This is a genomic window from Nostoc sp., assembly GCF_036917775.1.
In the GTDB taxonomy this organism is placed as follows: Bacteria; Cyanobacteriota; Cyanobacteriia; order Cyanobacteriales; family Nostocaceae; genus Nostoc.
The window spans coordinates 1-14,660 of record NZ_JBALEQ010000122.1 but is presented as its reverse complement, the minus strand read 5'-3'; the positions used below and the strand labels follow the sequence as shown (position 1 = coordinate 14,660).

The 14,660-nt window shown below is 41.3% G+C and carries 10 protein-coding genes; 4 read left to right on the top strand and 6 right to left on the bottom strand.

Annotation, left to right across the window (positions count from 1 at the left end):
• The first annotated feature begins 32 nt into the window (after positions 1 to 32).
• Together V7K69_RS25370 and V7K69_RS25365 are read left to right on the top strand one after the other, a co-directional pair.
• A complete protein-coding gene (locus tag V7K69_RS25370; protein ID WP_335039497.1) occupies positions 33 to 2,699 on the top strand; it encodes a PAS domain S-box protein in 2,667 nt (888 codons plus the stop codon).
• Positions 2,700 to 2,923: 224 nt separating this feature from the next.
• On the top strand, positions 2,924 to 4,111 hold the full coding sequence (locus V7K69_RS25365) for a glycosyltransferase family 4 protein (protein ID WP_335039495.1): 1,188 nt from the start codon (positions 2,924 to 2,926) through the stop codon (positions 4,109 to 4,111).
• 202 nt (positions 4,112 to 4,313) lie between these two features.
• Here the strand turns inward: V7K69_RS25365 and V7K69_RS25360 are convergent, their stop codons facing one another.
• The 3 genes from V7K69_RS25360 to V7K69_RS25350 form a co-directional block, all read right to left on the bottom strand.
• Positions 4,314 to 5,120 (bottom strand): pentapeptide repeat-containing protein, encoded by an 807-nt coding sequence (locus V7K69_RS25360; RefSeq protein ID WP_335039493.1) that lies wholly within the window; start codon positions 5,118 to 5,120, stop codon positions 4,314 to 4,316.
• 10 nt (positions 5,121 to 5,130) lie between these two features.
• Positions 5,131 to 5,772, bottom strand: a complete 642-nt coding sequence (locus V7K69_RS25355; RefSeq protein WP_094327655.1) for a hypothetical protein — start codon at positions 5,770 to 5,772, stop codon at positions 5,131 to 5,133.
• A 489-nt stretch (positions 5,773 to 6,261) separates the two neighbouring features.
• The gene (locus tag V7K69_RS25350; RefSeq protein WP_335039491.1) at positions 6,262 to 8,100 is read right to left on the bottom strand and encodes an alkaline phosphatase family protein; all 1,839 of its coding nucleotides are present in this window, start codon (positions 8,098 to 8,100) and stop codon (positions 6,262 to 6,264) included.
• A 401-nt stretch (positions 8,101 to 8,501) separates the two neighbouring features.
• Between V7K69_RS25350 and V7K69_RS25345 the strand changes: the two genes are divergently transcribed.
• Positions 8,502 to 9,500, top strand: a complete 999-nt coding sequence (locus V7K69_RS25345) for a DUF1350 family protein (protein WP_335039488.1) — start codon at positions 8,502 to 8,504, stop codon at positions 9,498 to 9,500.
• Between the two features lie 167 nt (positions 9,501 to 9,667).
• Here V7K69_RS25345 and argC read toward each other — a convergent pair whose 3' ends face one another.
• Positions 9,668 to 10,636 carry an N-acetyl-gamma-glutamyl-phosphate reductase gene (gene argC, locus V7K69_RS25340; RefSeq protein WP_335039584.1) on the bottom strand — a complete coding sequence of 323 codons (969 nt, stop codon included), beginning with the start codon at positions 10,634 to 10,636 and terminating at the stop codon, positions 9,668 to 9,670.
• A gap of 275 nt (positions 10,637 to 10,911) precedes the next feature.
• A complete protein-coding gene (locus V7K69_RS25335; protein WP_335039485.1) occupies positions 10,912 to 11,079 on the bottom strand; it encodes a hypothetical protein in 168 nt (55 codons plus the stop codon).
• A gap of 563 nt (positions 11,080 to 11,642) precedes the next feature.
• Here V7K69_RS25335 and V7K69_RS25330 point away from each other — a divergent pair.
• Positions 11,643 to 12,929, top strand: coding sequence for an MFS transporter (locus tag V7K69_RS25330; RefSeq protein ID WP_335039482.1), 1,287 nt, complete (start codon positions 11,643 to 11,645; stop codon positions 12,927 to 12,929).
• A 4-nt stretch (positions 12,930 to 12,933) separates the two neighbouring features.
• On the opposite strand, the gene glpK is transcribed toward V7K69_RS25330, so the two are convergent.
• The gene (gene glpK / locus V7K69_RS25325; protein WP_335039479.1) at positions 12,934 to 14,448 is read right to left on the bottom strand and encodes a glycerol kinase GlpK; all 1,515 of its coding nucleotides are present in this window, start codon (positions 14,446 to 14,448) and stop codon (positions 12,934 to 12,936) included.
• Positions 14,449 to 14,660 lie beyond the last annotated feature (212 nt).

The window sequence follows — 14,660 nt, the reverse complement described above, 5'->3', positions numbered from 1 at the left end:
AATATATATTTATTGTAGAAATTCAAAACATCATGAGTCGCAAGCAGCCCCAAGAAGAACTCTCTGAGGCAGAGCAAAAATACCGCACTCTGGTAGAACAAATTCCGGGCGTTGTTTATATTTTACCGATTAATACCACTGCTCAAGAAGCTTATATTAGTCCGCAACTACAACAATTGTTAGGCATTGCTCCCGAAGATTGGCATCACGGTTTTTTTGATAGTTGGTTAAATTACACTCATCCAGACGATCGCGATCGCTATTGGCAAGCTGTAAACACGACAATCACCACCGGAGAGCCTTTGAGGGTCGAGTATCGAATGATCAGGCGCGATGACAGAATAATTTGGGTGCGGGATCAAGCTAATCTTGTTCTTTGTGTAGATGGACAAACTCAGGTACTTCAGGGTTTAGTGTTCGATATTAGCGAACGCAAACAGGCAGAAACCGCATTGCAAGAGAGCGAAGCACGTTATCGTGCCATCCTCGAAGATCAAACGGAACTGATTGCTAGAGGCTCACCAGATGGTATTGTTACTTTTGTTAATGAAGCTTTCTGTCGATTTTTTGGACTCAAGCGAGAAGAGATTATTGCCCAACACTACGAACCTGTTGTCTTTGAGGAAGACCGGGAACGTGTATTTAGTCAGGTAAATTCCATTAGTTCCGAAAATCCCGTGATTGCCATTGAAAATCGGGCCATAGCAAGCCTTGGTGTGCGGTGGACGCAGTGGATTATTCGAGGCATATTTGATGACCAGGGTACTCTTGTAGAACTTCAATCTGTTGGACGAGATATTACTGACCGCAAACAGGTAGAAGAAGCATTAAGTGAAAATGAGCAAAAATTCCGGGCGATTTTCAATCAAACCAATCAGTTTATCGGATTGCTTCAGCCCAATGGAATTGTATTAGAGGCTAACCAAACAGCACTGGACTTTGCTGGGATTACTCGAGAAGAAGTAGTCGGTAAGCCATTTTGGGAAGCAAAATGGTGGACAATTTCTTCCGAGACACAAGCACAATTAAAAACTGCGATCGCAGATGCTGCTAATGGTGAATCTATTCGCTATGAAGTTGAGGTTTTGGATCGAGATGATCGAGCGATCGCGATTGATTTTTCACTACGTCCCATACTCGATGAAACAGGGCGCGTAACATTACTTATTTCCGAGGGACGAGATATTAGTGAATATCAAGCCGCGCTGCGCGAACGTCAAAAAGCTGAAGAGGCATTGCGTTCAAGTCAAGACTTTCTCCAAAAGGTTGCTAATACCGTACCGCATATTTTGTATTTATTTGACCTCTTAAAAGGAACAAGCATTTATCTTAACCAAAAAAGTCTTAGTATTTTAGGCTACTCTCCAGAGGAATTTTGTAACGCAGATCCGCAGTGGTTCCTGAATTGCTTTCATCCAGACGACCAACACCTCTGCTATGACATACCAAGTCGCTTCGTCAAACTTAGCGACAACGAAGTTCTTTCCACCGAATACCGATTCCGACATAAAAATGGGGAGTGGCTTTGGCTGAATACACGAGAAGTCGTATTTGCCAGAGATGCTAGCGGTACTCCAATACAGATTCTTGGCTCGGTAGAAGACATTAGTACTCGCAAACAAGCTGAAAAATTGCTGCGACAACAGGCAGAGGGGGAACGGCTAATTACTGAAGTAACTCAACAGATTCGGCAATCACTGAATTTGGAGGAGGTTCTAAATACAACAGTCAACAGTATTCGAGAGTGTTTGGGTTCAGATTCCGTCGCTATCTACCAGTTGGAATCTGACGGAAGTGGCTATTTTGCGGCAGAATCGCTTAGTGATGACTACCCGCAGAGATTAGAGCAGACACTGCACCCATTTTCGAGAACACGAGATTTTAGCTACTATTACCAGGGATTACCTACAGTCCTGCATAATATCCAGGAGTCTGATCTTTCAGCCGATGTTTTTGAGTTATTACAACTCTATCAAATCAAGGCTGCGATGGTAGTACCGATTTTGAATGGGGATCATCTGTGGGGTTTACTCATTGCTCATCAGTGTAGCGCACCTCGTTACTGGCAAGCATTTGAAGTTAATTTGTTGCAGCAGTTAGCCAGTCAGGTAGCGATCGCTATTCATCAATCAGTACTCTACCAGCAATTACAAGCTGCCAATGAAGAACTGCAAAGATTGGCCACTTTAGATGGCTTGACTCAAATAGCCAATCGTCGCCGATTTGATCAATATCTTGAGAATGAGTGGCATCGACTCAAACGCGAGCAAATGCCGTTGTCTTTAATCTTGTTTGATGTCGATTTTTTTAAACGCTACAACGATACTTACGGGCATTTAGCAGGAGATGATTGTTTGCGGCAATTGGGGAGTGCGCTTAAAAGTGTGATTAAGCGTCCAGCCGATTTAGTAGCCCGTTACGGCGGCGAAGAATTTGCTGTGATTCTGCCTAATACAGAAATTGAAGGAGCAATCTCTGTAGCTCAAACTATTCGACAAGCAGTCTATGACTTAAACTTTCCCCATGCTCAATCTAGTGTGCGCGATCGCATTACTGTCAGTCTCGGTGTTGCCAGCATTGTGCCAAATTCCGAAACTTCGCCACAAGACTTGATTAATGCTGCGGACAAATCACTCTATATAGCTAAACAGCAAGGGCGCGATCAAGTTCATACTGTTTGCGTCGTTAACCCTTCTTAAAGCCTGAGTTAGAAAACGGGCACTCAAGTGTTTTAAATTACGAATTAGTATTATGCCTTACTTCCTATCGATAGCACACAGTTGATAACCTTTGATAAGCTTTAACAAAATAACTGTTAAAAAATCTAAAAATTTAGTAAAAGTACTCACTGCATTCGCCAGACTTGTATTTTTAGGTAAATGTAGTTGTTTAGATATTTGTAAAGTGTCGGGGAGTCTAACAGATGAAGATATTGGTATTGAGTTGGGAGTTTCCGCCAAGGATTGTTGGGGGAATTGCGCGACATGTAGCGGAATTGTACCCAGAACTGGTAAAGCTAGGACATGAAGTCCACCTGATTACGGCGGAGTTTGGTCAGGCATCAATGTATGAGGTGGTTGAAGGAATAAAGGTACATCGGGTGCCAGTGGCTTATAGCAATGACTTTTTCCACTGGGTAGTCAATCTCAACTTGAGTATGGGAGATCACGGTGGTAAGTTGATCTTGGAAGAAGGGCCCTTTGATTTAATTCATGCCCACGATTGGTTAGTTGGAGATGCTGCGATCGCTCTCAAGCATAATTTTAAAATACCACTAATTGCCACAATTCATGCTACAGAATACGGACGCTACAACGGTATTCACACAGAGGTTCAAGGCTATATAAATGGCAAAGAAACCTTGCTGGCTTATAATGCTTGGCGAATTATTGTTTGTAGCGACTATATGCGCCAAGAGGTAGAACGAGCATTATACAGTCCTTGGGACAAAATCGATGTTATCTATAACGGTATCAGAGCCGAAAAGAAACAGCATCACGTAGATTTTCATGCACTAGATTTTCGCCGCCAATTTGCTACAGACAATGAGAAAATCGTTTACTACCTCGGTCGTATGACCTACGAAAAGGGTGTACCTGTATTACTTAATGCTGCACCAAAAATCCTTTCGGAAATGGGAGGTAATGTTAAATTTGTCATTGTCGGTGGTGGAAATACTGACCATCTCAAACGCCAAGCCTGGAATTTGGGAATTTGGCATCATTGCTATTTTACAGGTTTTCTCTCTGATGATTACTTAGATAAATTCCAAACTGTTGCTGACTGCGCCGTTTTTCCGAGTCTTTACGAACCCTTTGGAATTGTAGCTTTAGAAAGCTTTGCTTCTCGCGTGCCTGTAGTGGTTTCTGATACAGGTGGTTTTCCCGAAGTAGTGCAACATACCAAAACAGGCATTGTTACTTGGGTGAACAATTCCGACTCTTTAGCTTGGGGAATTTTGGAAGTGTTGAAAAATCCAGGTTATCGACAATGGCTAGTAGATAATGCTTATGAGGATTTAGAGCGGCGCTTTAGCTGGCCGAAATTAGCTAGGCAAACTCAAGAAGTATATCAGCGAGTTGTGCAAGAGCGATCGCAAATTGCCTGGTAAGAGACTTTTCACAGCGGCGATTTCTTCAAGAAGTAAGACTTACGCCCAATAGAGCCTCAAACCCTTTGTAAAAGGGAAGGAACCGGATTTTTCATTTGCCTTTATTACTGCTCACGTCGCTTATACCTCAGTACTAAAGTGACTGAGCTTTACGCTTCCCGCAAACCTTGTAACAATCAACATAAATACCTTTTGTTGCTAACTAATTGTGCTTTGAAGCGTCAGGCATAATTGCCTCCTGAAGATTTACGCCACTGAGGTTAGCTCCCCTCATGTCGGCTCCTCTTAGGTTGGCTCCTCTGAGATTTGCCCCTGCCAAATTCGCACCTCTAAGATTAGTCCAACTCAAATCAGCTTGACTCAAGTCAGCTTCACTTAAGTTAGCCCGCAATAGGTAAGCACCACTGAAGCGAGCCTGACTCAAATTAGCTTTGTAAAGGTCAGTTTTATAAAGATAAGCTCCCAATACTTCCGCTTCGTACAAACTTGCTTCGCTAAGGTCAGCCTCAATCAAGTTAGCTTCAATCAGGTTAGCAAAAGATAGATTTGCCCGTATCAGTTTCGCTGCACCTAAATCGGCATCTCTCAAGTTAGCGTCTCTGAGGTCAGTTCCAATTAGATTAGCATGAGCGATCGCAGCGCCTCTCAGATTCGCCTCACTCAAATCGGCTCCAATTAAATTAGCCTGACTCAAATCTGCCTGTGTAAGTATAGCACCACTCAAGTTAGCAACACTCAAGTTAGCATCACTCAAATTAGCTTCAATGAGAAAGGCTTTGCTGAGGTTGGCACTACTGAGGTCAGAACCACTGAGGTTTGCTCGCACCAGTAAAGCATTACCTAAATCTACCTTTCTCAAATTTACCCCTTGGAGGTTTCCGCCTCTGAGGTTATGCCCTTGCAGATTTGCAGCGCTGAGGTCTGGTTCAATCTGAGGATTTTTCTTTCTCCATTCAATCCATGTCACTGCACCTGCTTTCAGTAAAGCTAGATGCTCTCGATTTGCCATTTTCTTTCCTTTACTCCTGACGACCACCTAGAGGATTTGCTCGGCCAGCTACATTTTCAATAGCCGTTAAAGCTCCCGCCGCACCTGCTAGAATATCTTGTTCTTGCCCACCTAAGTAAAGTCGTCCAAAGCTACCTACAGCTTGAACTTCAAGAATGTTAATCCTCGCCGCTTTCTCCGCTTCATTGGCAGCGAGTGCGGCGTAAGCAGCAGGTTCCACTTCTAATACATATAGTGTTTGTCCTGCTAGTAGTAGCTGTCCCCGACGCGTGCGATTAATCAGTTGTGTTTGATAAGCATCAATGTTGCGGATAATCTGACTAGAAATAACACGCGGTTTCAGACATTCCTCTCTTTTGACTCCTAGTGCCGCCAAAATTGCTTGACCAGCAGCTCGCGTTTCACCTTGGGAGCTAGAATGAACTTCCAATAGTCCGTATAGTCGTTCAACTACCTGTACTCCCGGACGGACAGAAGCAGATTTCAGAGCTATATCCGTAATTTTATTAATTTCGATACCAGGAGAGATTTCAATCCACAGTGATGTATCCCCTGGTAATGGTAAGAAGCCTTGGGCTACTGTTCCCATATATGCTGCATGTTGAGGTTGCAGGTTGTCGAGAAATACGAAACTGCGTAGTTCTATTCCCAAGATTTTGCTCTCCAGTCATAAGGGTAAAAGTTATCTATTGCAAGATATGAGTGCCTAACTTGGGGCAAAAATGCCCCAAGTTAAGGATGGAAAAATACAAAGTATAAAAATTTTGCTGTCGATAAATTTTACACCTGAGAAGTATTCTGGCAGTAAAAACCGCCTTGATAATTGTACAAGCTTTATTACGCACAAATCGCTGGCTGAAATCCCTAACTAGTCTTGATTTACTGATAAAGTTGATGTGACAAAAAAATTTTTAGCTAAACTGAAGCGGGAAAAGTTCACTGGAATTGTGCCAATATCTTCAAAATACTGCCAATCAAACTGATAGTGTTAGGATTTATATATTGACAAATTGACAAAATAGCCTAGAAGTGGTTTAGCTGGAAATCAGGAAATAATAGGCTATTTGTTAATTCTAATCTATTGTGTTTCCCCACAGTTGCGTGGCGCAAGCAGTAGCAGAGCTTGAGTTCTTTTAGCGGACTATTTTGCTAAACCGAGTGTCCGACCAGGGAAACCAGCAACGTCAAAATATCGAGTTGAGCCAACAGTTTGATACTTCAGGATCGTTTTTAATCCACTAGTACTTGGTTGGGATGTCAAAGTATGAGATTTAAAAGAAACTTTTTTGACTCCATTTACCAAAGATTCATGTAAAACACGACCTATAAGTTTTCCTTGATGGGGAATCTTCAAATTTAAAGTATTAGCTAAGGTAATAGCCACATCAGCATTACTCACTGGTACTCGGTCTACAAAAGCTTTCTTAAAGTCAGGGCCGATCGCAGCCATATAATTGTAAGTATCAGCACGGCTAAAAGAGCCATGCATTCCCTGTCCTTGTTGCAAAGAAGAATCTGCAACTTCCACGCCGCAAGCAGTTGGATCACCACAACCAGTATCAAATGTCCGAAAGTTTACTGCGATCGCTGGGCTAGGAAGATGAGATTTACCATCAAGCCCGATCGCACTTAATGGTAAAGTACCTGGAATGGAACCTAATTTATCATTTACAAATAAACCACTAACATAATCTTCTTTTAAGAGGATATCTACAACTTTTTTAGCAAGTGCTTTGTTATTTGCACTATTAGGTAAATAAATCAAATCTGATCCACCATTAGCAGCCACTAACACATCAGGTTTGTTTGCTTCTTTACCAATCAAACCATTTTTAGAAAACTGACCCTGAGTTGGATCAACCACAACATTTTGTTTATCTGGATCAAACAAAGGCAATCCTAAACCATGAGCAATATCAATAGCTAGAAAACCAGGTGGCAAAAATCCTTTCATCACATCTGGATAATCAAGTGTCCTTGAGTAGCTGGTTTTGCTCTCCTTGCTGATGGTAGAAAAACCGTGATCGGCCGTCACAAAAATATTTGTAGAAGTGTCTAAATTTAGCTGTTTCAGGACAGCGCGAATTTGGGCGAGATTTTGATCGACATTTTGACGAGCGGCTAGTGAAGTAGGGCCATTAATCCCTGGAGTAAGAGTGTTTAGACTATCACCTTGATTATGCTGAGTTCCATCTGGATCGCGTGACCAATAAATTAAAACAAAAGGTTTTTGCCGTTGTTTGAATAGAGGCAATAGCACTTTTGTCGTTACATCAGCAAAGTATTGTTGTTGAAATATATTAGCGACTTTTGTACCTGGTACTTTGCTGTTACCAGATTTGCCATTATCTCCTCGCGTCGGAGATTTTAAGGCAATGCCATTTTTTGTTAATAGTTCAGCTATTTCAGAACTTAAAGGAATTCCCGTTGGAGAACCGGTAGCATCATCAATTATAATTGTGGATTTACCAGTTCTTTGAGTAATATCTTGAATTAATACTGGTCCAACCTTGCCAACGGCGGCGGTACTAAGTCCAGCTTCACGTGCGGCACCTAATAGGCTTTCTTCGTTTAAGTAATTACCATCAAAGTGTTGGCTAATTTCCCCCAAAACAGCATTATTTTCTAAGAAAGGAATGGCGCTATTACTGGCGCTGTTGACAGGAAAGCCAACATTAATTGTATTGCTAAAATCACCAGTATCACCGAGATAATGTCCAGTTGCGATCGCAGAAGCATTAGCGGTAGTAAAAGTAGGAAACAGCGAATGACTATTGATAAAACTTACACCCTGTTGGCGAATTTCATGAAGATTAGGAGTTTCTTTATCATTAACTTTGCTAGGTCGCAATCCATCGGTAATAAAAATTATTACATTGTGTTGAGGTTTTGTCTTAGCAAACCCTGAAACTGCCAACACTGTAACAAGTGTAACAATAGCTATGATCAGAAAAGTCTTATATGTCTTAGGTAAAACCATCCGCCTACATCTCCAAATATAGATATTTCTGGCTTTTTGGGGCTTTAGTATTTAATTGAACCATGTATCAAACTTTATTGCGTGTTAACTGGAATACCAATTTTTTCATCCCAGTATAAATTTAGATGGCTGCTTAACCTTCAGTCAATTGAATTTGACAATAGCAGTATTTATACTTGCTATGAAAATATCAAATCTTTGAAATTATATAAGTAAACTTTATTGGATAATCGGAATATCTCTCTTTCATAAATGTTTTGAGAGCTACAAGCGTTTACTATGTTATTGAGCCGAGTATCTCAGTTTTGGGAAAATATCTTTTAAAGAATCCGAAAAGCAGCAACATCAGTTTGGAGATTAAGTATACACCTACCAAAATGAGATAAACTCGTTGCTAAGTCATGGTTAATACAAATTTAAAACTGAGATTTAAACCCGTTTCTCACAGTTGGGTTGCTCTGCATCCACAGCCTAAAGGAGTAATTCAATTTATTGCAGGGGCTTTCTTTGGTACATTTGGTCCCATGCTTTTTTATCGCTATCTACTTCAGTCTTTATTTAATCAGGGATATACGATTATTCTTCTGCCGTTTAATTTTACTTTTAACCATTATGTAGAAGCTGGTTTTTTGATGAGAGAGCAGTATGAGATTTTGCCAGAGCTTGTAAGGATGGCAAGTGTTGAGGGATATGATTATGAAGCCTATCTAGATGATAAAAACTTTTCTTGGATTGGACATAGCCTTGGCTGTAAATATATCTCACTTTTAGAAGGATTTACCGCTTTGCCAGATGATATTAAAAAAAGAGAAACCTTTATTCGGAATCTGCTATCTCATACTTCAAATAAGTCCCAGATAGAAAGTGTAATTAAAGATATTGACATTCTCATTGAGGAACTTAAACGAAAAATTATAGAAGATCAGAAACTAATTTGTAGTTACGTAGGTCGGAAAATTAAAATTAATGGTGTCTTTATTAGAGGGCAAGTTTCTATCCTTTTAGCTCCTGATATTAGCGATACAGCCAGCGCAATTCGCCCTCAATTTTTAGCCGACATCATCGATAATCTTGGTTGGGGTGTGAAACCAAACCCTGAAGAAACCAAGAATTTAATCAAGGATAGTGGTTTATTTAATATCATGGGTTTAGTCTGTTTTAAGTCTGATAAGATTGCTAAGTTAACCTGTGAATGGTTTACTGATATTTTGAAAAGACCGCCTCAAAAATTTCTCAAAACTTTAGACGGTGGGCATTTAAAACCTTTAGGTATTCAATTAGGTAATACTGTGATTAATCTTTTTGATAAACCTTTAATTGAGTCAGTTCAAGAGCGAAATAGAGGCTTTGAGCATCATGTAATTGAATTACTTGAGGCACTCAAAGAAGAATCAAAATAATGGGAATTGGGAATTGGGAATTGGGAATTGGGCATAGAGAAGAGACAAGGGAGACAAGGAAGAGTGGGGAGACAAGGAAGAGACTTGTTCAATAATTTCCCCTTGTCCTCCTTGTCCCCCTCGCCCCCTGCTCCCCTGCTTCTTCCCCATTCCCTAATGCTTTTTCATCACAATCCCAATTCTTCTGGAAAGCCCAGCATAATGTTTAGGTTTTGGATTGCGGCTCCTGATGCGCCTTTGCCCAAGTTGTCGAGACGGGCAACTAGCAATGCTTCTTTGGTGGTGTCATTGGCGAATACAAAAACCTGAACAATATTAGTGCCGTTCACTGCAATCGCATCCAAAAATATTCCATCTCGCAGCAGAGTAGAATCTTGGAATGGAGCAACCTGTACAAATTTTTCACCTTGGTAGTAATCTGCGATCGCTTCATAGATTACCTCACCGGATGGTGGATTATCCAAACTTCCTAACGGCAAAGGCACTTGAACTAGCATCCCTTGCTCAAAATCCCCTACTGAAGGTACAAATAATGGCGGCGATGCTAACCCAGAATAATAACGCATTTCTTTGACATGCTTATGTCCAAACTGCAAACCGTAGATTCCATAAGGATATAGTGACTCGCCCCCGGCTTGCTGTTCATGGAAGGTATGGTATTGTTTGATAAGATTCTTTCCGCCACCAGAGTAACCTGAGACTGCATTCACGGTGATGGGAAAATTATTTGTTAAAAGTCCCTTAGCAATCAACGGACGGATACAGGCTAAAAATCCTGTGGGATAACAGCCTGGATTGCTGACATACTGAGCGCTGGCGATTTTCTCTCGCTGTCCTGGATTGAGTTCGGGGAACCCATATACCCAGCCATTAGCTGTGCGATGGGCACTACTAGCATCAAGGATTTTAACCGTAGTACTACTTACTAAGCTAACAGCTTCGCGGGCTGCATCATCAGGCAGGCAGAGAATAATAACATCGACGGCATTGATTAGTTTAGCTCGCTCATTTGCATCTTTACGTTTAGATGCCTCAATGCTAACTAACTCGATATCATCCCGTTGATTGAGACGTGAATAAATTTGTAAGCCTGTGGTTCCTGATTCGCCATCAATGAAAATCTTAGGTTTAGTAATCATGCGGGGAGTATCCTTAGATGTCAGTAGTATTTTAAAACAGCTATTAGTTATCAAAGTTCAAGATGGGAATTTACACCCCAAATCAAACTTACCACGCAATAGTTCTGGGGAACTCTGACTCGCAACTGTTTACTCTGCACCTTCTGAAGGATCTTCAAAAAGGCTTTAAATGTCTCTTGTCCTATGCAGAAAACGGATGTTTTCAATCCTTTAATTTATAAGGTGGTAAAAAATTAGATAATTATCGACTGAAAAACTCCGCAGACTTGGCATTAAGAAGTCACGCTTTCTTGCCATATTTGGGTTTTATACCAGTATTTTATTTGCGATCGCCTGTATGAGTACCACGTCAACTTGGCGTATTCTTCATCTTCACCAGGAATAATTTCCCGAAAGCCTTGCATAAAAAAGGCTTTCAGCTTACCAAGTGTGCCATTCAACCCTTTGATGATCTGTTTCCAAGTTCTACTTTGCCCTCATCCTACTGCTAAATACACCTGGACAATACCTGACTTATTCTCCCCATCTCTCAGTACAATCGCGGTTTACAGTATTTGTTCCAAATTGTTGGAATGTAAATTGCCAAAAACCTTGCAGATGAATAATTTGAGATTTTTTACAAAAATATTTTCCAATTGATGATTTAAGTGCGGCATCTGGGAACAATCTATGGAACTCAGATTTTTGTTCGGTACTTGGCACTTACTAAGCGCTTAAGAAAAGAACATAAACCTGTTTAAAATACTGTCCAAGTTTACCAAAATCACCTGTGAGTAAAAAACTAGAAAATTTAAAAGTATTTATCCTGTTTTAGAGAAACAATATCCGACAGCATCAGACTAAAAATAGTCACAAATAACAGAGGTATTTATCGCTCTTCTAACTGAAGGATAAATTTCTAAGAGTTTTATTTTCCCAATTTTTAACACTCTAAGTACGGCTTGCAAAAGCCGGATTTTGTTATGGAAGGAAAAACTTACCTACACTTGCAATATCTATAAAAATGCCTAACTCTAAAATTCAAAAAGACCTTCGTCATAATTTGACCGTCAATGTTGTTGAAAGTGCATTTTTTGGCTTAGGAGCTGGTTTTGCCTCCTATATCACGATTATTCCTCTATTTGTTAGTGGTTTTACCAATTCTGCATTGCTCATCGGTCTGATCCCAGCTATTCCGCGTTTAGGTTGGCAACTACCTCAGCTATTAACAGCTAATAGAATAGCTAGATTACAGTATTACAAACCAACTGTAATGTGGTTGACAATTCACCAGAAACTTCCTTTTTTAGGATTAGCACTGGTTGCTTTGTTAGAGCTACAACTCAATCACCAAACTATCTTATATTTGACATTCGCCATCCTCATTTGGCAGGGACTAGGTAGCGGATTTAGCGCTCCTGCTTGGCAAAGTATGGTTGCTAAAATTGTTCCATCGGGAAGGCTTGGCATTTTTTACGGTGCTTTAGCTGCGGCTGCTAATCTGATGAGTATCATTGGTGCTTTGAGTGCTGGTTTACTGCTCAAGCAAATTGCCCAACCATTTAACTTTGTTCTCTGTTTTTTGTGTGCCAGCGTTGCGATGGCTCTATCTTGGTTTTTTATGTCTAGGACGCGAGAGCCAGTAAACAACTCATTATCAACCATTGAAACTAGATGTGAATTTTGGGACAGTCTGAATGTGATTCTCCGGTGCGATAAGAATTTCCGTTACTTTGTGATCGCACGTATGCTTTCACAATTAGCCTTAATGCCACTTCCCTTCTATACACTCTATGCCGTACACCATCAAGGTATGGGAGAAGCATCAATTGGGTTAATTACTGGCTTGCTGATGGGTACGCAAACTATTGCTGGATTGGTTTTGGGTTGGGTAGGCGATCGCTGGGGTAACAAGTTGGTCTTGGAAGTTGGTTCTGTTGTTTGTGCTTTCAGTTCGGTTCTTGCTGGGCTAGCAACAAATGTAAACTGTTTTTACTTGGTATTTTTAGGAGCGGGAATAGGTATGAGCGCTCTGCAAAATATTGCTGCGGTAATGACCTTAGAGTTTGGTAATCAGCGTCAACGACCAGCCTATATTGGTCTTGGTAATACCCTTGTTGCCCCTGCCACAATGCTTGCTCCCCTTTTAGGTGGATGGATAGTGGATAATATTGACTATAGAACTGCCTTCTTGGTGGCAGCTATAGGTGGATTAGTGACAGCACTAGTTTTGCACGTAGGAGTGCGCGATCCACGTTATTTGGAACAAAATTTTAGTAACCATCCAGTTGAAGTTTTGCCTGAGCAGTAAGCATTTACTCCTCCCACGCCAGAGTGCGTTTCACTGCTTTTTGCCAAGTATCAAAGTTAGATAATGGCTTATCGCTCCTAGGTTCAAACACACGCTCAATTTGTCGTTGCTGCACCAGTGCTTCATAGTTCTCCCAAAATCCTATAGCTAAACCTGCTGCAAATGCTGCACCCTGAACGGTCGTATCACGCATGATCGGCCGTTCAACTGGAATATTTAATACATCAGCTTGGAATTGCATCAAGAAATTATTCTCGCAAGCACCACCATCTACGGTTAATCGACCAACGGGAGTACTGCTAGATGAATTAATTGCCTGTACTACTTCCAAAACTTGATATGCGATCGCTTCCAACACGGCGCGTACTAGATGCTCTGGTTGGACACTGGCGGTAATGCCGAAAAAGGCTCCTCTCGCGCTCATATCCCAGTAGGGTGCGCCCAGTCCACTAAATGCAGGCACAAAGTAGACTCCGCCATTATCTTTCACCTGATTTGCCATTGTTTCACTTTCAGCAGCCGTTTTAATCAGCTTCAGGCGATCGCGCAACCATTGAATACAAGCTCCACTAGTAAACATACTGCCTTCTAAGGCATAGCCTACATTCAATGCTCCCCTTGGATTTGCTTGTGTCCATGCCACCGTAGAAATAAGTTGATGGTGCGATCGCACAATTCGATTGCCTGTGTGAGCTACCAAAAAGCTACCAGTTCCATAAGTACATTTCATCAAACCGGGGCGATCGCAGCCATGACCAAATAAAGCTGCTTGTTGATCCCCCAATATCGCAGTAATCGGAATTTCAGCGCCCAACAAAGTTGCATCAGTAACTCCAAATACTCCTAAACTAGGCTGAATCTGGGGCAAAATATGAGCCGGAATTTGAAACAGTTCAAGTAAATTCTCATCCCACTCACAGCTTTTGAGATTCATCAACATTGTCCGGCTGGCGTTGCTGTGGTCAGTAGCATGGACTTTCCCACCTGTGAGATTCCACAGCACCCAGGTATCAATAGTGCCTACTAAGACATCGTTCAGGTCAACATCTGCAAATTTGTCTAATAGCCACCTAAGTTTAGTAGCAGAGAAATAGGCATCAATAATTAATCCAGTGCGATCGTAAATTTCATCAGCATAGCCTTGCTCTTTTAACTCGTGACAAAAGGGAGCAGTGCGACGATCTTGCCAAACGATCGCTCTATGGAGTGGTTTACCACTAGTTTTGTCCCAAATCAAGCAGGTTTCACGCTGGACAGTTAGTCCCAATGCTGCGATCGTTGATGGAGCAATCTGGGCATTCTTAATGGCGGTTTCTATCACCCAACAGGTATCTTGCCAAATTTGTTGAGGGTCATGTTCTAACCATCCAGGCTGAGGATAATACTGAGTTAGTTCCTTGTATGCCTGCCCAACAATCTTACCGTCTGCGTTAAACACAAAGGCGCGGTTGCCTGTTGTACCTAAGTCCAGTGCTAAGATGTAGCCCGATGATAGAGTTGTGTTGCCAAGTGTGTGCATAGCTGCTTTGACATACTGCGTAGGTGTAGCCCAACCTAGGCATAGTGATTTTAGAAATGCGTATTAAATCACATATACATTATTTTGTGTACATTTAGGTCATCTTTTCTCACTAGATAAGTAGGTGGGCAGGAAAGTTTATAACTATGTAACGAAAACTTAGCCAGAGCGATTAGAGTCAAATTTAACACGTTGTGTACTGTAGTTACCTT